This window comes from Streptomyces sp. NPDC088747, assembly GCF_044751025.1.
Taxonomy (GTDB): Bacteria; Actinomycetota; Actinomycetes; order Streptomycetales; family Streptomycetaceae; genus Streptomyces.
In genome coordinates, this window is record NZ_JBIVKZ010000009.1 from 165,195 (window position 1) to 183,899 (window position 18,705).

15 protein-coding genes are annotated in these 18,705 nt (G+C 73.2%); 10 read left to right on the plus strand and 5 right to left on the minus strand.

From position 1 onward, the window contains the following. Window positions 1–15: 15 nt before the first annotated feature. The gene (locus tag ACIP79_RS22280; RefSeq protein ID WP_401225925.1) at window positions 16–2,466 is read left to right on the plus strand and encodes a CATRA conflict system CASPASE/TPR repeat-associated protein; all 2,451 of its coding nucleotides are present in this window, start codon (window positions 16–18) and stop codon (window positions 2,464–2,466) included. A 454-nt stretch (window positions 2,467–2,920) separates the two neighbouring features. Then, window positions 2,921–5,380, plus strand: coding sequence for an ATP-binding protein (locus ACIP79_RS22285; protein WP_401225928.1), 2,460 nt, complete (start codon window positions 2,921–2,923; stop codon window positions 5,378–5,380). On the opposite strand, the gene ACIP79_RS22290 is transcribed toward ACIP79_RS22285, so the two are convergent. Beyond that, a complete protein-coding gene (locus tag ACIP79_RS22290) occupies window positions 5,353–6,285 on the minus strand; it encodes a helix-turn-helix domain-containing protein (RefSeq protein WP_401225930.1) in 933 nt (310 codons plus the stop codon). The genes ACIP79_RS22285 and ACIP79_RS22290 overlap by 28 nt on opposite strands. A gap of 239 nt (window positions 6,286–6,524) precedes the next feature. Between ACIP79_RS22290 and ACIP79_RS22295 the strand changes: the two genes are divergently transcribed. Both ACIP79_RS22295 and ACIP79_RS22300 read left to right on the plus strand, forming a co-directional pair. Then, complete coding sequence (locus ACIP79_RS22295) at window positions 6,525–7,244, plus strand: hypothetical protein (RefSeq protein WP_401225933.1); 720 nt, start codon at window positions 6,525–6,527, stop codon at window positions 7,242–7,244. A gap of 49 nt (window positions 7,245–7,293) precedes the next feature. Further along, window positions 7,294–7,680: a hypothetical protein gene (locus ACIP79_RS22300; protein WP_401225936.1), complete on the plus strand. Its 387-nt coding sequence runs from the start codon at window positions 7,294–7,296 to the stop codon at window positions 7,678–7,680. A gap of 154 nt (window positions 7,681–7,834) precedes the next feature. Here ACIP79_RS22300 and ACIP79_RS22305 read toward each other — a convergent pair whose 3' ends face one another. From ACIP79_RS22305 to ACIP79_RS22320, 4 genes are all read right to left on the minus strand, one after another. Then, on the minus strand, window positions 7,835–8,548 hold the full coding sequence (locus tag ACIP79_RS22305) for a hypothetical protein (RefSeq protein WP_401226267.1): 714 nt from the start codon (window positions 8,546–8,548) through the stop codon (window positions 7,835–7,837). A gap of 73 nt (window positions 8,549–8,621) precedes the next feature. Next, window positions 8,622–8,993, minus strand: a complete 372-nt coding sequence (locus tag ACIP79_RS22310) for a CATRA system-associated protein (RefSeq protein WP_401225938.1) — start codon at window positions 8,991–8,993, stop codon at window positions 8,622–8,624. Between the two features lie 60 nt (window positions 8,994–9,053). Next, the gene (locus tag ACIP79_RS22315; protein WP_401225942.1) at window positions 9,054–12,893 is read right to left on the minus strand and encodes a CHAT domain-containing protein; all 3,840 of its coding nucleotides are present in this window, start codon (window positions 12,891–12,893) and stop codon (window positions 9,054–9,056) included. A 153-nt stretch (window positions 12,894–13,046) separates the two neighbouring features. Beyond that, window positions 13,047–13,478, minus strand: a complete 432-nt coding sequence (locus ACIP79_RS22320) for a DUF6299 family protein (protein ID WP_401225944.1) — start codon at window positions 13,476–13,478, stop codon at window positions 13,047–13,049. A 275-nt stretch (window positions 13,479–13,753) separates the two neighbouring features. On the opposite strand from ACIP79_RS22320, the gene ACIP79_RS22325 reads away from it, so the two are divergent. The 6 genes from ACIP79_RS22325 to ACIP79_RS22350 all read left to right on the plus strand — a co-directional run bounded on the left by ACIP79_RS22325 (window position 13,754) and on the right by ACIP79_RS22350 (window position 18,691). After that, window positions 13,754–13,948, plus strand: coding sequence for a DUF5999 family protein (locus ACIP79_RS22325; protein ID WP_401225947.1), 195 nt, complete (start codon window positions 13,754–13,756; stop codon window positions 13,946–13,948). Window positions 13,949–14,117: 169 nt separating this feature from the next. Further along, complete coding sequence (locus tag ACIP79_RS22330; RefSeq protein ID WP_401225949.1) at window positions 14,118–14,993, plus strand: PaaX family transcriptional regulator C-terminal domain-containing protein; 876 nt, start codon at window positions 14,118–14,120, stop codon at window positions 14,991–14,993. 116 nt (window positions 14,994–15,109) lie between these two features. Beyond that, complete coding sequence (gene cysC, locus ACIP79_RS22335) at window positions 15,110–15,661, plus strand: adenylyl-sulfate kinase (RefSeq protein ID WP_401225952.1); 552 nt, start codon at window positions 15,110–15,112, stop codon at window positions 15,659–15,661. Next, complete coding sequence (cysD, locus tag ACIP79_RS22340) at window positions 15,658–16,578, plus strand: sulfate adenylyltransferase subunit CysD (RefSeq protein WP_401225955.1); 921 nt, start codon at window positions 15,658–15,660, stop codon at window positions 16,576–16,578. The genes cysC and cysD overlap by 4 nt, the downstream gene beginning before the upstream one ends. A 2-nt stretch (window positions 16,579–16,580) precedes the next feature. After that, window positions 16,581–17,897, plus strand: a complete 1,317-nt coding sequence (locus ACIP79_RS22345; protein ID WP_401225958.1) for a sulfate adenylyltransferase subunit 1 — start codon at window positions 16,581–16,583, stop codon at window positions 17,895–17,897. Between the two features lie 335 nt (window positions 17,898–18,232). Then, a complete protein-coding gene (locus tag ACIP79_RS22350) occupies window positions 18,233–18,691 on the plus strand; it encodes an ATP-binding protein (RefSeq protein WP_401225960.1) in 459 nt (152 codons plus the stop codon). The last annotated feature ends 14 nt before the right edge of the window (window positions 18,692–18,705 follow it).

Consider the following 18,705-nt stretch of genomic DNA (forward strand, 5'->3'; position numbering starts at 1 on the left):
GGAGTGAACCGCGACGTGCTCGAATCCGTCGTGGCGGAACAGGAAATCGCCACTCATGTGTTCGCCCCTCTCGACGGGGTGCCCGCCGACGCAGGCCTGACCTCGCTGGCCGGGATGTGGGACCGCTTCCGTGCGCTCCAGAGAGCCGACCGGCAGGTGTTCGCCGAGGTCCCCGTCGCTCTGCCCGACGTCCTTCCCGACCCGGCGCCGCACAGGTCGGTCCCGCTGGCCGCCGTGCAGTCCAGGGGCAGACTCGACCAGGCGGTCCTGCGCCGCAACCAGGACGTGCTGAACCTGTCCGTGCTGCTCGGCGCGGCCCCGGACCGGAGCTGGCCGGACCTGGAGCGACGCGTGGCGGAGATCGTGGGCCCGCTGGGTCCGGCCCATCTCGGCGCGGTGACCCTGCTGCTGGGGAAGAGGACCGACGGCGACACGGACGCCCTGGAGTTGTCGCCGACGGGCCGGGCGGACGACAGTGATCCCCTGCGCCGGCTGCGGCTGGTCGTCCCGGCCGGGCAGGACGACCGGCTCGGCGCCTGGGCCTGGTCCGCGGGCGACGGGGCGGAGATGCCGCTGTTCGTCCGCTACCTGATGCACATGACCAGCATCCGCTACCAACTCGCCGTCCACAGTGGACTCCGCGGCGGCTGGGCGCTGACCGAGGGACCGCCGCCGCGCGCCAGGATCCGGGTGCCGTTCGCGACCGGCTCCGGGTACCGGGAGCTGGTGGATCCGGTCGAGCAACTGCGCGCCATGCAGCACTACGTGGAAGGCGCGTGGGACAACGCCTGTCAGGCGCTGGCCGCATGCGGAACCGCGCCCGACTCCGGACCGCCCGAGTCAGCCGTACTCGCCGACGACCGCATGCTCGTCGCCTGGTTCACCCACGCGCTGGAGGACGACGTGACCCACGCCGAACTGGGCAAGCGACAGCCGGAACCGGAGAGCGACGGCGGGTCCGGGACCCCGCGGACAGCCACCGCGAACCCGGCGGCATCGGCACTGCGGGTTCCCGGGGCTTCGCGCGGCCGTGCGGTGGCGGGGGCGGGGGAAAGCCCCGCGGCCGGAGCAGGGGAAAGCTCCGCGGCCGAGGCGGAGGAAAGTCCCACGGCCGGAGCAGGGGAAAGCCCCGCAGCCGGGGCAGAGGAAAACCCCGCGGCCGGAGCAGGGGAAAGCCCCGCAGCCGGGGCAGAGGAAAACCCCGCGGCCGGAGCGGAGGAAAGCCCCGCAGCCGGGGCGGGGGAAAGTCCGGTGCGGGTGCTCGCCGTCGCGGACGAGTGGTTTCCCGCGCACGGCGGTCTGAGCACGCTCAACCGGCGGTTGTGCACGGCGCTCGCCGAGGCGGAGGCCGACGTCGCGGTGTTGGTGGTGGCGTCCAGCGAGCAGGAGCGGGCGGACGCGCGCCGCCACGGGATCCGGCTGCTCGACAGCGGACAGCCCGGTCACACCGGGCGCGAGTCGTTGATGCGGCGTCCGCGGCTGCCCGAGGGATGGGTGCCCGACCTCATCATCGGGCACGGCCGGGTCACCGGTCCGGCGGCCCGCGCCCAGGCGGAGGACCACTTCCCGGGCGCGCGGCGGCTCCAGTTCCTGCACGTCGAGCCGGACCAGGCGGAATGGCACCGTACGCACCCCGAGGGGGACATCGGGGCCATCGCCGAGGAACGCACCGAACTCGAGTTCGCGCTGTGCCGCGGCGCTTTCCGCACGGTGGCCGTCGGGCCGCGGCTGGAGGCGGCGCTGAACAAACGGCGGCGCCTCCCCGGCTTCGAGGATCTGGCGCCACCGCTGCGCCTTGATCCCGGGTTCGACGTGGGGCCCACCTCGCAGGGTGCGCCGCCGCCGGACGAGGTGCCGCAGATCCTGGTCATGGGCAGGCTCGGTGAGGCGATCGGCAAGGGCCTTGACATCGCCTGCGGTGCGGTGGGGCGGGCGGCGCCGGAAGGGTCGCGGCCCGGGAAGTGGCAGCTCGTGATCCGGGGAGCGCGGGACGGCCACTCGCCCGACCTGTACGACCAGGCCGCCCAGTGGGTCGACCGGTCCGCGGTGGACCTGCACGTCCTGCCGTACAGCCCCGACCCGGCCCAGATCCAGCGGGATGTGGCGGGGGCCGCCCTCGTGCTGATGCCCTCTCGGGCGGAGGCGTTCGGGCTCGTGGGCCTCGAAGCGATCGTCGCGGGTGTGCCGGTGCTGGTCAGTGGCCGCAGCGGGCTCGGTGGGCTGCTGCGCGGCATACTCCCGGAGCACGAGGCGGAGCGCGTGGTGGTCGACGTCGAGGCGTTCAGGCAGCGGGTGGAGGACGACACCGCACGCTGGGCCGGCGCCGTCTCCCAGGTCATGTTCGACCTGCGCGGAGCCTTCGTCCGTGCCGAGGAGCTGCAGAAGGAGATGGCGTCCCGGCTGCCGTGGAGCGTGGCGGCGCACCAGGTGCTGGGGTGCGCTCGGGAAGCGGACCGGCGGGGGTGAGCCGTGGAGTACGAGGGTGCCGCACCGCGCGGGTCACACGGCCGGCCCCGTCTTCCGGACGGAACGACGGGGCCTGAGCCGTCCCTCACCGGGACCGGGAGCCCTCCTCACCGGAGCCGGTGGCCGTACGAGAACGCGAAGGTGAGGACGGAGGCGAAGGCGGACGCGGTCCCGGACGCGGGCACGGACTTGCACCCGCACCCGGTTTCTCGCCCTGCCACCAGCACCGGCACCGGCACCTCCACCTGGCACCCGCACTCAATAGGACCGATGGCCGAACTCAGTGGGTCTGCACGGCTGCTGACCTCCCGCGGGTCGGTCGGCGATGCGGGTTCCCGCCGACGGAGACACCTCAGCGGACCACGCGGTACGGCCCTGGCGGCCGGTCCTCTGGAACACACTGGAAAGGTCTGGGAGCCGCGGCGCGGAATGACGACCGGCGCATGGAGGAACGGTGTCGAACGAGGAATCCCGGCCCACCGGTGACCACCCCTCGGAGTTACGGCGGCGGCTGGCCGCCGAGCTGACCAGAGCCGTGCTCGGCGCGGAGAGGCGGCGCGGCCGTGCCCTGGACCGCGCCGAGCTCGCCCGCCGCCTCAACGTCTCGGCGAGCAGCCTGTACGCCTACCTCAACGGGACGACCCTGCCCGGCGCCGACGTCCTCGACGGACTGCTGGCCGCGCTCGGCGTCACGGGAGGGCAGGCCGGCCGGATCGGCACGCTGCGGGACAACGCGGAGACGGCCCGCCGCGTGCGCTCCCCCTCCGCCGACGCGTCCGCCGACGCATCCCCCACGGCGCCTCCACGTCGTCACGTGCCGCGGCAACTCCCAGCGGGACCACCGGAGTTCGTGGGCCGTGAAGCCGAACTGGCTGAGCTCGACGCCCTGCTGGGCCAGGGTTCGGCGCCGGTCGCGGGACCGACGGTGATCACCACCGTCGAAGGCACCGCCGGGGTCGGGAAGACCTCGCTGGCCCTGCACTGGGCCCACCGTGTCCGAGGCCGCTTCCCGGACGGCCAACTCCACGTGAACCTGCGGGGGTTCGGGGCCGAGGAACCGATGGACCCCAGCGAGGCCCTGCACGGTTTCCTCCAGGGCCTCGGTGTCGCCCCCGCGGCCGTCCCCGCCCACCGGGGCGCGGCCTCCGCCCTGTTGCGCACCGTGCTCGCCGACCGGCGGGTCCTGCTGGTGCTGGACAACGCCCGCTCCGCCGAGCAGGTACGGCCACTGCTCCCGAGCGGCCCGGGGTCCCTCGCGCTCGTCACCAGCCGGACCCGGCTCGACGGTCTTGTCGTAAGGGAGGGCGCGCGGCGGATCACGCTGGACGTGCTCACCCGGTCCGACGCCCACGCCCTCCTGGCCCGGCGGACCGGGGCCCAGCGGGCGGCCCGCGAACCGCGCGCGACAGCGGAACTCGTCGACCTGTGCGCCCGGCTGCCCCTGGCGCTGAGCGTCGCCGCGGCCCGGGTCGCGGCCGGCCCCGACGACGGCTTCGGTCCGCTGGTCGCCGAACTGCGTGAGGCACACGCCCGGTTGGACGTCCTCGGCCTCCAGGACGCCGACGTGGATCTGCGGACGGTCTTCGAGCGGTCGTACGCCCTGCTGCCCCCACCCGCGGCCCGGCTGTTCCGTCTGCTCGGCTGCCATCCCGGCCCGGACCTCGACGGCGCCGCCTGTGCCGCGCTGCTCGGCACCCCGGCCGTGCCGCGGGCCCTGCTCGACACCCTCACCTCGGCACACCTGGTACAGCAGCACGCGCCCGGCAGGTACGCCCTGCACGACCTGCTGCGGCTGTACGCGAGGGAACGGGCGGAGGCCGGACCGGAGGACGAACGCCGCGCGGCGACCGACCGGCTGCTGGCGCACTACGTCGACGCCGCCCGGTACGCCGACCGGTGGCTGGAGCCCTGGCGGCCAGGTCCCGCCGCCCCGGCGCCCGCGACGCTCACCGCCCTGGCGGACCACCGGGACGCCACGGACTGGTTCGAGCGCGAACTGGCCGTTCTCCAGGCCGTGATCGCGCAGGCAGCGGCGTCCGGCGGTCTCGAACACCACGCCTGGCGACTGGCCGAGGCCCTGGCGGTGCACCTGCGCCGGTCGGGGCGGCGGCACCAGCGTGCCGCCGTGCACGGTCTGGCCCGCACCGCAGCCGAGCGCGCGGGGAACCGGGCGGCCTGGGCGTCCGCCACCCGCCGGCACGCCGACGCGCTGTCGCGGCTGCACCGCGCCGAGGAGGCCCTCGAACTGCTCCGCACGGCCCTGCGCACCTGCCGGGCGCTGGAGGACTGTGAGGGGATGCGCGCGGTGCGGCTGTCGCTGGTGCGGGTGCAAGCCGCGCGCGGCGACCACCGGCGGGCACTGCCGCACGCCCGGCTCGCCCTCGCGATGGCGGAGCGGACCGGGGATCCGTGGGCCCTGGCGGACGGTCTCACGTCGGTGGCCCAGCAGTGGGAGGAACTCGGCGACCACACAGTGGCGTTGGAGCACGGGCGGCGGGCACTGGAGCTCTACACCCGGCTCGGGCATCTCGACGGCCGGGCGGGAATCCTGCTCTGTGTCGGGCGGGCCGAACAGGGGCTCGACCGGCACGACCGGGCCGTCGGGCACTACGAGGCGTCACTCGCCCTCGACCGCGCGCTGGGCGACCGCTACCGCGAGGCGCACGCCCTGGACCATCTCGCCGACGCCCACGCGGCACTGGGCCGGCACCGACAGGCCCGCCGGCTCCGTGAGGAGGCGCTCTCGGTGTTCGAGGGGCTGCACCATCCCGACGCCCGCGCCGTCCGCGCGAAACTCGGACCACTCGGCGGCGACGAACCCCCGGGACAGCGCACCGGTTCCCGGTCGGGCCCGGAGGCCGGAGCCCCGGCCGACGGCGGCGGACCTCAGGCGTCCTCCCAGCGCAGCCCGTAGCCGTAGCCGACCTTCATCCCGGTGAAGTCGGCGGCCACCGTGGCGTCCGGGGGCACGCTCAGCGCCGGGGTGCCGGGCACCCGCTGGTAGATCACGGCCGTGGGTACGCCGTCCAGCCGCCAGACGGCCCGTGGAGGGCGCGCCGGGTCGAAGCGGACGTACAGCCGGAACCGCTCGCTGCGGGTGAGCGGAATGTGGACGAAGTGCGGTGCCATGGGCTGCTCGGAGGGGATGCGCAGCCGCAGGACGTACGTGTGGCGGGCGCCGGCCGGGACGGGGGCGCCCAGGGCGAGTTCCTGGCGGAAGTAGCTCTCGTAGGGGTGCTCGGAGCCGCGCAGCCGTCCGCCCTGGAGGACGGAGACGTGCAGCCCGTGCTCGGCGCGCCCGTCGTCGGTGTGCCGGGGCACGCTGAACGCGAGCGGGATGCGGGCCAGTTGGTCGCAGGTGGAGACGACGACCCGGCGCTCGACCGCCTCCGGGGCCGGGGTGTCCAGCCGCAGCCGGGTCTCGACCGACTCGGTGTAGTAGCCGTGCGGCTCGACGCGTGCGCAGCCTGGCGGGCACACGGTGCCGCTGTCACCGGCCGACGGGACCGACGGACCGTCCCAGGGCGGCGGGGTGAGGTCGGCCGCCGTGCCGCCGTCGAGGGCCCGGCGGACCTGGCCCCAGAACTCGGCCCACCGCTTCAGGTCGCCCTCGCACGCCTCGACGACGGCGAGGGTGACCCGCCGGGAGGGGAAGGTGACGCCGCCCATCGCGTCGCTCACCGTGGTGCGGCCGTATCCGGTGCGGTGGGCCAGTTGCTGGAGTGTCAGGTCCGCCGTGCCGCGCAGGTCGCGCAGCCAGAAGGCGAACAACCGGACCGGTGAGCCGTCGAGTTCGATGTCCTTCACTGGACGACCCATGACACGACCCCCGTTCCGCTGCCCCGGCCCGTCGCTCCGAGTCTCCCACGGAGAAAGGGGGTGGCATCCGGATATCGGCAACGCGGGCCGGTGGGACGGAGGTCGGGGCCTTCCAGGTTTTCCGGGAATCGTCCGGATTCCCCGGGATCCGTTGTCCGGTCTCTTCGCGCGTTGCTAGACAAGAGCCCCACGATCGACGCACGGTCACCGGCACGTCCGGCTTGGCGCCAGGAGAATCCATGTCAGTCTTCCGCAAGCCCTCGAAATCCAGCGGCTTGCCCGCCGACATGGCTGCCAGGATGGAGCGGTTCGGCCGTTTCGAATTCGATCCGGCGAACAGCGGAATCGACGCTTCCTACGTGTGGAGCGAACTCCAGGCCCCGTTCGTGGACTTCGCCGGATCCGATCCGGAGGGGTTCGCCGACGAACTGGCCGAGGCCGTCGGACCGGCCGGTGGCTTCGCGCTGTTCGGGGCCGCTCGGACGATCTGGAGCCTGGTCGGTTCCGATTTCCGCAGCCCCTCCTACGACGGCGTGCGGATGGCCGCGCTGGAGTACTTCCGGTCCAACGGGGTGCCCAGCAGCCGGCTCTCCTCGGACGATCTGCGTTTCTGGCGCGAGCAGCGGGACGAACCATGGCTGGTCGGACGCCCCCGGCCCGCGCCTGACAGGGCCGGGATCACCCCGCTCGCGCCCGGCGAGGCCCGCCCGGTCGCCCGTCTCACCGCCGCGGACGACTCCAACATCGTCCTGGTGAAGGCCGGTCCCGACGGCGGCTACCGGGCCGTCGTCGAGGCGCGCAACAGCGACACCGACCCCTCCCGGGGCCACTTCGACTGGCTGGGGGCCGCCACGCTGCACGACCTCTACACCCAGATCGGCGAGGCGTTCCAGGTGCCCGTGCACTGGGCCGCCGCAGAACTCGAACCATTCATTCCGCTGCCCCCTTCCCGTCTATGAGTACAACCGCCGCAACCGGCGGACGCGTTCGAAACAGGAGTAGAGCAACATGGCGAAACAGACGGTGGACATAGTCACCGAGGTGTCGATGCAGGACGCCGCCGCGCATTTCCGGAGAGCCATGCGAGTGAGCTGGTTCAGCGAGAACATCACCGGCGCCGGAACGATTTTCGAAGAACCCCGGGGCTCCGTCTTCGACAACCTCAACCAGGATCCACCGGACTTCGCCGTGGTCGCCGTACTCGGCGGCCGGGGCGCGGAGATCCAGAAATCCGCCGTCCACATGTACGTGTGGGACAGAAGAGGCCGCCGCGAGATCACGCTCGGCGTCGCACGCAATCTCGGCGCGCTGGGATTCAAGGCGAAAAGCAAGATCCGGCGGTTCGTCGCCGCTCTGGAGGAGATCGATCCCTCCGTCAAGTACACGGGTCTCTGAGCGAACACGGGGAGGCCACCGCGCCGTTCGCCGGCCCGTCGGGTGAGCACCCGGTCCCTGACCGGGTGCTCATCCATGCCCGCGAGGCCCGCCCGTGCTCGCCCGCGCCCGCGGCTCCGTCCCGGTTCCCACTCGCCGCCGGCTCCGTCCCGGTTCATCCGTGGCCGAAGGCCGCCGCCGACACATCCCCTTCGAGGGAGGCCCGGTGGAACAGATACGTGCCGATGTGGCCGACCCGGATCAGCACGCAGAAGCGGTGCACGGACGCGACCGACGCGACCACCTGCGCGTAGTCGCGGCGCAGGAACCGTACGGCGGCCTGGTTGGCCACCGAGCTCTGCCCGCAGACCAGGATCACCGGCCGGGTGGACTCCACCGGGGTGAACCTGGCCACCAGGGCGTACTCCTGCACCCCGCGGTCGAAGTCGTACTGACGCCCGCCGACCGCGAAGGCCACCGCGTCGTCCCCGGACCCGAACGGCCGGATGGCCACCCCGGGCAGATGGGCGGCCAGATGACCGCCGGTGCGGGGGTTCGCGTCGCCGACCGGACCGCCGATGCAGAACTCCGTACGGTCTCCGTTGCCGCCGCGCAGGGTTCCCGGCTCGACCGTCACCGGGCAGCCGAACTCGGCCAGCAGCAAGGCGAGTTCGATGCCGGCACGGGCGTCGCGGTGGTGGGCGCTGCCCGGTGTGCCGTGCTTGCTGCCGAGGACGATGAGACAGTCCTCGCCCGGCCGCACTCCGAAGAAGACCGCCTTGCGGTACAGCCCCCGGCGGCGGCGCCCCCGCTCCCAGAGCCGTCCGAGCAGGGCGCCCAGCAGGCTGGTGACCAGGCCGATCCCGACGTTCACGAGCTCCGGGACCATCACCGACCCTCTCCGCCCGAACCGCCCTGTCCCGCCCGGGTGTTCACCGTACGACCGTGTCCCGCGGGTGCGTTCACCGTGCGGGCGGTGGACCGCCGGACGCGGCGGACCCGGTGTCGCCGCGTCCGGCGGTGGGCCGCGGGTCGACGGCGTGCAGCAGGGCGACCGCCCGCTCGCGCACCACGGGCGGCACGGGCACCTTGCCGTCGGGGGCCGGTGGGTCCTGCGGCGGGACACCCATCCGCCTGGCCCGCCGGCCGCAGGTCTCCAGTTCGGCGGTCAGCCGGTCCGCCTCCGTCGCCTTGCCCTCCTCGACGGCCGCGCCGAGCGCGGCCACCAGCCGGCCGGTCTCGTCCCATGCGTCGGGCGGCAGACGCCAGTCGAGCACGGCGTGCAGCACCTGCCGCACGTCCCACGCCAGCTCCGGTCCGATCGATGCGCCCATCCCTCGTCCTCTTCTCTGCTCGTGCTGTCGGTGCTGTGCTGTGTCGTGCTGTCGGTGCTTTCAGCGGCCGGTGTGGACGTACGGCGCCCAGACGGCCGGGCTCGTGGGGTAGCGCTCGCGCAGGCCGCGGACCACGGTGTGCAGGGCCCGGCCGGTGTCGGTGACGTCGAGGCCGGCGCCGTATCCGCGCAGCGACCGGTAGAGGCGTCCGGCGAGCCGTACCGACACCATGTCCGCCGCGTCCCAGAGCGCTCCGACCACCTGCGGGTATCCCGCGGTCTGGAACGCGGAGGCCAGGTGGATCGCCTCGTCCGGCAGACGGTCGGTGCGCGAGGTGTGGCAGGCGAGCAGCACCGCGAGCTGCGCCTCGGGCAGCCGCTGGCGGGCGACAGCGGTCACCTCCAGCGGACCGTCGGCCAGTTCCAGCCGGCTCCGCGACGGGTCGACGGGGTCGCTGACGCCGTGGCAGGCGAAGTGCACGACGACGGCGGACGGCAGCGCGGCCAGCACGCTGTCGACCCGGGCCGCGTCCCCGTCGAGGACGACCAGCCCCGTCAGGGCCCGGGTGACCTCCTCGACCTCGCGCGCCGAGCCACCGGGCGTGCCGTTCTCGCCGGTCGGCTGGCCGATCACCAGGTTCGGCCCGGTGACCTTGCGGGCCCGCGGTGCCTGCCTCGCGTGACGCAGGGCCCGGATGCCCGGGGTGTACGACGAGGCCACCCGGTCCAGCACCGACCGCCGGGCGGGCAGTTCCGCCTCTCGGTGGTACCCGGCGGCGTGCAGCGGCAGGTGGGCGAGCGGTCCGGAGGCCGACCACCACAGCCGGGGCACCGCGGACCGAGGGGTGTCGTCCGGGACCGGTTCGGTGAGTCCGGCGGCGCGGAGCACCGGTTCGGCTATGCGGTCCCACAGCAGTTCGAGGGTGCGGAACACCGTCTCGCGTGCCTCCTCCTGCCGGGCGGTGGACTCGTCACGGTCCACGGCCGCGGCGGCGAGGAAGTCCCGTGCGGTGTGCGCCAGCAGCCCTTCGGTGATGTCGAGCGGCACGCACCGGACGGCGTCGGTGGTGACCACGAGGGCGTCGCAGCGCAGCCGGTCGACGTTGATCAGCACGATGGGCCCCTCGGCGGCCTCGGCGCGCATCCGCTCGACGGCCGGGGCACGGAGAAACGTCTCGAAACCCGGTCGGCGCCTGATGTCGTCGATCAGCCCGCGCCACTGTCCGACGACCGCGTGCTGCTCCCGGGCCCGCTCCGGGGGGCCGTCCCGCGCGGTGTCCTGGTGGTCGAGCAGACGGTTCGACAGATCGGTGAAGGCGGCGGCGAGGTCGGGGTGGACGGCGGCCAGGTCCGACACGTCGCCGCGCGCCTCCAGGTCCTGGCTCATGAGCACGGCGCGGCCCAACTCCAGCAGTACCGCCGCCTCTTCGGTCCGTCCGGCGGCGAGGGCGACGGCGCATCCGGTGCGGCCCAGGCTGGTGCCGGTGAGCTGGTCGGGGACCTCACCGGCCGGGCCCGACGAGGACGCGCCGGGGTAGCGGTTGCCGAGCAGGGTTCTGCGCGCCACGGCCTGGCGGTCGTCGCGGTGCAGTGCCGGCGAGGTGAGCAGCGGGAGCATCTCCAGGGCGACGGCGGCGGCGTCCGTGGCGCGGTCCCAGTCGCGCAGCTCGATCGCCCGGCCCAGCGCGTTCCTGGCGTTCTCGAACCGGACCATCGGCGGCATCATCGCCTCGGCCTCCGGCCGCCACACGATGTCCTTCTCCTCGAGCGCGTGCGGATCGCCCTTGAGCTCGGCGTCGGCGATGTCGACGAGGTCGCTGATCTGACCGAGCCCGACGCGCACGCGTTTCATCTGCTCGGCCTGCGGTCCGCCCTCGTTCACCGCCACGTCGAGCCGGGCCGCGACGGTGTCCAGGAGCCGTCGGGCCTGCCGCACCTGGCCGATGTCCCGGCGCACCACGGCGACGTGCACCACGGACTGGACGTAGAAGATGGCGCAGCCGATCCGGCTCAGGGATTCCTCGGGGAGCCGGTCCAGTGCCCAGCGCAGGGCGTCACGGGCGCGGACCATGGTGGCTTCGTGCTGGTACAGGCCGCCGATGGTGCTGCGCCTGTCCTCCACGGAGCTGAGCAGTTCGACGTAGCGGGAGCTGGTCGGCGGCAGCGTCGCGAGTATCCCGTCGCCCTCACGGACGGCCGCCACCAGGACCGCGATGTCCTCGCTGAAGGTGTACTGGGCGACCAGGAGCGACATCAGCACGGTCCCCGTCCAGCCGCGGCGTCCGTCGTCCAGGGCGGGATCGGCCAGCCGGTCGCGGAGCTGGCGGACGGCCAGGGCCAGCCGTCGCGGGTCGAGGGCCGCGTCGGTCACCCCGGTGAGGCCGTGGAAGACCGCCTCGGCCTCGGCCGGCAGCCCTTCCAGGTCCGACGCCATGGGGAGATCTGGCGGCCCCACGTCGGCGGGCGGCCCCGGCGGCCAGTCGAACTCGACGCCGGACTCCGCCGGATCAAAGGCACCCGGCGACGACGCTCCGAAGGGGGTGCCTGGCCCCGCTGCCCCGTAGCCCCCGGGGCCACCGCGCGGGCCGCCCATGGTGGAACCGCCGGCGGTGCCCCGCCCGCCGGGCGGACGCGCCCCCGTGCGCAGGAACTCGGCGACCTCCTCGGGACCGGCCCCCGGAGACTCGTATCCGGCCGGGCCCATCGGCGCGCTCACCGTGATCGGCGGCAGGTCGGGGACGGGGAACAGCGGCCCCATCATGGGGATCAGCCGCTTGAGCAGGGCGGCGCTGTTGAAGGGCAGTAACCGCATGAGACGGGGCAGCTGCGCGCACGCCTCCCGCTTCTGCGCGAGGTGCGGCAGCATCGGGTGGCCGGGCGGCAGGTCCCGCTGGAGTCCCTCCCAGAGCGTGTCGGCGCGGGCGACGTCCTCGCGCGAGCCGCTGAGGAAGGCCCGGCCCACCAGCAGGGAGGCCATGTTCACGGCGTACACGCCCCGGTCGTCGGGTGGTCCCAGGGCGCGGAACTGCTCAAGGTGGTCCATCGCCTCCTCGACCGTCGCGAGGTCCAGCGTCCGGCCCAGCGAGGCCATCAGCGCCATGGCGAGCATCAGATGGACGGCGGCGACGTCGAGCGGGTTGTGCCGGAGCCCCTGGCTGTGTGCCCGCTCCACGGCGTCGAGCGCGGTCCGTCCGGCGGCCACGGCGAAGCCGACGGCGTCGCGGTCGTGTCCGTGGGCGCGGAACCAGGTGAGCGCGGCGTGGACCGCCGTACGCCCGACCAGTTCGGCCTCGACGTGGTCGGGCGTGACGGCGGCGTGCGCGGCCCGTGCCCAGTGCCAGAGTTCGGGAAGCGCGCCGGTGTCCCCGGACTCGTGGCGGAACGCGGCGGTCTGGGCGAGCCGGACGAGCAGGCTGCACCGCGCCAGGTCGCCCGGCGGCAGGCCGGCGGCCAGTTGGGCCACGTGCCGCTCGATCGGGTCGGCCGGCCGGCCGTGACGCGGCAACGGCCGGTCGGGATAGGCGGCGGCGACCGCGACCGGGTCGTCCGGGTGGCGTCCCTGAAGCTGCGCCGCGAGGTGGTGCCGCACGTCCCCGGAGAGCTGGTGGTCGGCGTGGTGGCGGGAGAGGGTGCGCTCGGCCAGCCACAGGTGCAGCACCCAGGACGGCCGCAGCGCGTGTTCCCGCGGGCCGACGTCCAGCGCGTACTCCATCACGGCCACGGCCGCGACGGCGGGCGCGCGTCCGCCCCCGTTCCAGGACAGGTGCAGCAGCCGGGCGGCTGTCGGCAGCCCGTCCGTGGGACCGCCGCCGGCCCTGGCGACGAGTCGTTCCATCTCGGGCGACCAACTGGCCGCGCAGCGCAGCAGTGCGCGGTCCACGACCGCTCGTACGTCAGACACCCGGCCAGTCTCTCCGCGAACCGGGCCCGGCAGATGCCTTCCGGAAATGTCCGTCAAACTACGGCAGTTGACGGTCGGATCCGGTGGCCGTCGAGCGGCGCGGCAGGGGCGACCCGGCCGCGCCGCCCGTCGGCCACGGCACCGGGACCCCGCTCAGCTCTCGGTGAGCGAGATGTCCTGCTCCCGCTGCGCGTGGAAGGCGGGCAGCGGCAGACCGCCCGCGGTGGGGCGCAGTTCCATCAGGGTGGCCTCGACGCGGGCGGCGCCCGGCGTGAGGGTGCCGGGTGTGCGCTTCTCCGAGTTGGTCCAGCGGTGCACCGCGCCGTCGCAGACCGCCGAGGTGCCGCCGATGCCCTGGCGGACCCGGGGGTCGCCCTGCGAGACCGAGGAGGAGACGAACACTGGGCCGCCTGCGCTCAGGCAGCGGTAGGTGCCGGAGAGGCTGATGGTTCCGTCAGCCCCGACGGTGCCGGTCGGGTCGATGGTCACCTGGTCGTACGGGCCCGACAGGGCGTCGGCCGACGGGGCGGCGAGCAGGAGCAGCGCGGCGGCGGTGGCCGCGCCGAGGGTCTGGCGCACGGGCATGGGAGTACCTCCTGGAGGGTGGCCTGCAAATGGGCGCTCCACAGGTACCGGTCCCGGGCCCCGGGGGCGCTGTCCGGCACCCCGATGGCGGTGGATCATCACCCCTTTGGTGGCGAGTCGGCACCGTCCGTCATGGGGACGTCCAAGTGTTGTCCGCGTGTTGTCACGCTTCACGGCCGGCTGTTCCGATGAGTTCGCCGCGCGAGCATGGTCTAGGTATGCGAGGACGGCGACGACGTCGCCGGCACTCATCGCATACGACGTGGAGGTGCGCCATGTGTTCCCACCAGTCTTCGTCCCCGTCCGTGGACGGCAACGCCCCGCACATCGTGGCGGCCCATCCCGAGCAGGGCTGGAACCTCCTGTGCGACGGCGCGATCGTCTTCGACGACTCCGGTGAACTGCACCCCGACGGCAGCGTGATCGCTCCGCGCCGGGCGTTCGCCGGACAGCTCGCCGTCGCCGCCTGAGCACGTCCCGGGGAGGTTCTGCGGAAGTCCTGGGCATCTCCCAGGGCTGTCCAGGCCTGTCCCCGGCCCCTCCCGGCCCGGCAGCGCACGGACAGCGGGCGGCACCGCAAGTCCGCGGGCGTGGACCAGGCCCACCTGCGGCGATCCCAAGTGATCTTCGCGGACTAGAGTGATCGACGTGTCAGAGCAGCACGCCCCCCGGTCCCTCATCGTCACGTTCTACGGCGCGTACGGCCGTTTCGCACCCGGCCCCGTGCCGGTGTCCGAGCTGATCCGCCTCCTCGCCGCGGTCGGCGTGGACGCACCGTCCGTACGGTCGTCGGTGTCGCGGCTCAAGCGCCGCGGTCTGCTGGAACCCGTGCGTACAGAGGCGGGCGCCGCCGGATACGCGCTGTCGCCGGACGCGCGACAACTGCTCGACGACGGCGACCGCCGGGTGTACGCGGCGACCGCGCCCAGGGACGACGGCTGGGTGGTCGCCGTCTTCTCCGTCCCCGAGTCCGAGCGGCAGAAGCGGCATGTGCTGCGCTCACGGCTGGCCGGCCTGGGCTTCGGCACCGCGGCCCCCGGGGTGTGGCTCGCCCCGGCGCGGCTGTACGACGAGGCCCGGCACACCCTGGAACGGCTGCGGCTCGACCCGTACGTGGAGCTGTTCCGAGGGGAACACCTGGGTTTCGCGGCGACGGCGGACGCGGTGGCGCGCTGGTGGGACCTCGCCTCCATCGCCAAGCGGCACGAGGAGTTCCTCGACGAGCACGCGCACGTCCTGCACGACTGGCAGCGGCGCGCGGACACCCCGCCCGAGGAGGCCTACCGCGACTACCTGCTCGCCCTGGACTCCTGGCGCCATCTCCCCTACACCGACCCGGGGTTGCCCGCCGCACTGCTCCCGCAGGACTGGCCCGGGGTCCGCTCGGCCACCGTCTTCCGGGCACTGCACGAGCGGCTGCGGAACGCGGGGGCGGCCTTCGCGGACGTACCCGAGCGGGCCGGGGAGCCGGACTTGGGCCGTCGGGATACGCCGGGAGACCCGCAAGATGTGTGACCTCGGTTACATCATCGGTCGCTAAGGGAACGCTCAGCCTCCTCCGTCCCTCCTCTCATCTTTCTTACCTAGCGTCGTGAGCCGCACGACGCCAGGACAGGAAGAGGACTGCACGTATGACCACCACGGCAAGGGCTCAGGGAGCCACCGTCTGGCTCACGGGTCTGCCGAGCGCGGGCAAGACGACCATCGCCGGCGTTCTGGGCGCCCGCCTGAGGGCCGAGGGGCACCGCGTGGAGGTCCTCGACGGCGACGAGATCAGACGTTTCCTCTCCGCGGGCCTCGGCTTCTCCCGCGCGGACCGCCACACGAACGTGCAGCGCATCGGGCTGGTCGCCGAGGTGCTCGCGCGCAACGGAGTCCTGGCGGTGGTCCCCGTCATCGCGCCGTACGCCGACAGCCGCGAGGCCGTCCGCAAACGGCACGAGGCGAGCGGGACGCCGTACGTCGAGGTGCATGTCGCCACCCCGGTCGAGGTGTGCAGCGAGCGCGATGTGAAGGGGCTGTACGCCCAGCAGGCCGCCGGTGAGATCAGCGGGCTGACCGGCGTCGACGATCCCTACGAGCCGCCGAGCGACCCGGCTCTCACGCTGGAGACACACACGCAGACCCCGGAGGAGTCCGCGGCCCGCGTGCACGCGGTGCTCGCGGCGAGGGGGCTCCTGTGATCTCCGCGACGGCCGAACGGTCCTACAGGATCTCGCACTTGGACGCGTTGGAGTCCGAGGCGGTGCACATCTTCCGCGAGGTCGCGGGCGAGTTCGAACGACCGGTGATCCTCTTCTCCGGCGGCAAGGACTCCATCGTCATGCTCCACCTCGCCCTCAAAGCCTTCGCACCCGCCGCGATCCCCTTCACCCTCCTCCACGTCGACACCGGCCACAACTTCCCCGAAGTCCTCACCTACCGCGACCGCACCGTGGAACAGCACGGACTGCGCCTCCACATCGCCTCCGTCCAGGACTACATCGACCGCGGCATCCTGCGCGAACGCCCCGACGGCACCCGCAACCCCCTCCAGACCCTCCCGCTGACGGAGAAGATCCAGACCGAACGCTTCGACGCCGTCTTCGGCGGCGGACGCCGCGACGAGGAAAAAGCCCGCGCCAAAGAACGCGTCTTCTCCCTGCGCGACGAATTCTCCCAATGGGACCCCCGCCGCCAACGCCCCGAACTCTGGCAGCTCTACAACGGCCGCCACGCACCCGGCGAACACGTCCGCGTCTTCCCCCTCTCCAACTGGACCGAACTCGACGTCTGGCAGTACATCGCCCGCGAACACATCGAACTCCCCGACATCTACTTCGCCCACGAACGCGAAGTCTTCCCACGCGCCAACATGTGGCTCACCGCCGGCGACTGGGGCGGCCCCAAGGACAGCGAGACCGTCGAGAAACGCCTCGTCCGCTACCGCACCGTCGGCGACATGTCCTGCACCGGCGCCGTCGACTCCACCGCCACCACCCTGGACGCCGTCATCGCCGAGATCGCCGCCTCCCGCCTCACCGAACGCGGCGCCACCCGCGCCGACGACAAAATGTCCGAGGCCGCGATGGAAGACCGCAAACGCGAGGGGTACTTCTAGACATGACCAGCACCACCACCGCCATGGTCGGCACGACCACCGCCATGGTCGGCACGACCACCGCCATCGACAGGGTCGGAGCGCCCACCGCCATCGACACGGCCGCAGCGCCCGCCACCGTCGACACGCTGCGGTTCGCGACGGCCGGTTCGGTCGACGACGGCAAGTCCACCCTCGTAGGACGGCTGCTGCACGACTCCAAGTCGATCCTCACCGACCAACTGGAAGCCGTCGAACGCGCCTCGCGGAACCGGGGCCAGGACACCCCGGACCTCGCCCTCCTCACCGACGGCCTGCGCGCCGAGCGGGAACAGGGCATCACGATCGACGTCGCCTACCGCTACTTCGCGACCGCGCGCCGCCGGTTCATCCTCGCCGACACCCCCGGCCACGTGCAGTACACCCGCAACATGGTCACCGGCGCCTCCACCGCCGACCTCGCCGTCGTCCTCGTAGACGCCCGCAACGGTGTCATCGAGCAGACCCGCAGGCACGCCGCCGTCGCCGCCCTGCTCCGCGTCCCGCACGTCGTCCTCGCCGTCAACAAGATGGACCTCGTGGGGTACGACGAGAAGGACTTCGACCGCATCGTCGAGGACTTCGCGGGCCACGCCGCCGAGTTGGGCCTGCCCGGCTTCACGCCCGTCCCGGTGTCCGCGCTGTGCGGCGACAACGTGGTGGAGCGTTCGGCGCACATGGGCTGGTACGAGGGGCCGGCGCTCCTGGAGTTCCTGGAGACCGTGCCGGTCGGCTCCGACGTCGCGTCCGCCCCGGCGCGCTTCCCGGTGCAGTACGTGATCCGGCACGGCGAAACCCGCCACTACGCGGGCCAGTTGGTGTCCGGCACCCTGCGGGTCGGCGACCGCGTGACCGTCCACCCGTCCGGCGAGAGCTCCGAGATCACCGGCATCGACGTACTCGGCACGGAGGCGGACCTCGCGTACGCGCCCCAGTCGCTGAGCCTGCGGCTGGTCGACCAGCGGGACATCTCGCGCGGCGACATGATCACGGCGGGACCGGCCGCGCCCGCCCTCACCCAGGACGTACGGGCGTCCGTCTGCCACCTGGCCGACCGGGCGCTGCGCGTCGGCGACCGGGTCCTCGTCCGGCACACGACACGGACCGTGAAGGCGATCGTCAGGGACCTGGGCGACGCTACCGAGCTCGCGGCGAACGACCTCGGCACGATCACCCTGCGTACCGCCGAGCCGCTCGCGCTCGACGACTACGCCGAGGTACGCCGCACCGGCGCGTTCCTTCTGATCGATCCGGCGGACGGCTCGACCCTGACGGCGGGAATGGCCGAGCTCTCCTCGTAGCAGACCGTCCGACGCCCCCGGGCACCCGGCACGAGCCGGCGTGCGCGGGGGCGTCCGCGCGTCCGGGCCCGTCGGAGGCGGACCGGCGCCACCTCGCGAACCTGTGCCCCACCTGTCACTCCCGTCACGGATGCGCCTTGGATGCACGACAGACCCGTCATGGAGTCACGGATCGTCTATAGCCCCGTAACGGCGGGAGCCACGCGGGGGGCGCCGGCCGTTCACCTGGGTACACAGCCTGAAGCCGGGTCGAAAGTCCCGGAATAAGCCCGCCGGGCGCCTCTGTCCGGTCAGGTCGTACCATCTCTAAAGTTGAAAGCAGGACATCCTGCTCCATGAACGGACCCGCCTTGCCCGACACTCCCGCTTTCGCCTCCGCCTCCTGGCGGATCGCGCTGCCGCACACCGCCGCGGCAGTGCCGGTCGCCCGTGCGCTGGTGCGCACCGCACTGGCCGAGCTGGAGCACGCGGCCGACTGTGACACCGCCGAGCTGCTCACGGCGGAGCTGGTGGCCAACGCCGTGGAGCACACCGCCGGGGACGGCCCCATAGAGCTGGTCGTGGAACTGGTCCCGACCGGCTGCAAGGTCGAGGTGCACGATCCGGACCCCGCGCCGCCCGGCGATCTCACGGTCCCCGACCCGGCCCGCGAGCCCGATCCCTGGCAGGAGCACGGACGCGGTCTCCTGCTGATCCGCACCCTCAGCTCGTCCTGCGGCCACCGCCCCACCGACTCCGGCAAGGCGGTCTGGTTCAGGCTGCCGGTCGTACCGCCCCAGCGACGACCCGCGTAGCGCCCGCGCGGCGA

What these genes read in the sequence shown, in the direction of transcription:
- ACIP79_RS22320 (WP_401225944.1), bottom strand. Translation starts at nt 13,478, where the DNA reads ATGCCCGTGCGCCAGACCCTCGGCGCGGCCACCGCCGCCGCGCTGCTC.
- ACIP79_RS22300 (WP_401225936.1), top strand. Translation starts at nt 7,294, where the DNA reads ATGGCGAAACAGACGGTGGACATAGTCACCGAGGTGTCGATGCAGGAC.
- ACIP79_RS22350 (WP_401225960.1), top strand. Translation starts at nt 18,233, where the DNA reads ATGAACGGACCCGCCTTGCCCGACACTCCCGCTTTCGCCTCCGCCTCC.
- ACIP79_RS22345 (WP_401225958.1), top strand. Translation starts at nt 16,581, where the DNA reads ATGACCAGCACCACCACCGCCATGGTCGGCACGACCACCGCCATGGTC.
- ACIP79_RS22290 (WP_401225930.1), bottom strand. Translation starts at nt 6,285, where the DNA reads ATGGGTCGTCCAGTGAAGGACATCGAACTCGACGGCTCACCGGTCCGG.
- ACIP79_RS22295 (WP_401225933.1), top strand. Translation starts at nt 6,525, where the DNA reads ATGTCAGTCTTCCGCAAGCCCTCGAAATCCAGCGGCTTGCCCGCCGAC.
- ACIP79_RS22305 (WP_401226267.1), bottom strand. Translation starts at nt 8,548, where the DNA reads ATGGTCCCGGAGCTCGTGAACGTCGGGATCGGCCTGGTCACCAGCCTG.
- cysC (WP_401225952.1), top strand. Translation starts at nt 15,110, where the DNA reads ATGACCACCACGGCAAGGGCTCAGGGAGCCACCGTCTGGCTCACGGGT.
- ACIP79_RS22310 (WP_401225938.1), bottom strand. Translation starts at nt 8,993, where the DNA reads ATGGGCGCATCGATCGGACCGGAGCTGGCGTGGGACGTGCGGCAGGTG.
- ACIP79_RS22325 (WP_401225947.1), top strand. Translation starts at nt 13,754, where the DNA reads ATGTGTTCCCACCAGTCTTCGTCCCCGTCCGTGGACGGCAACGCCCCG.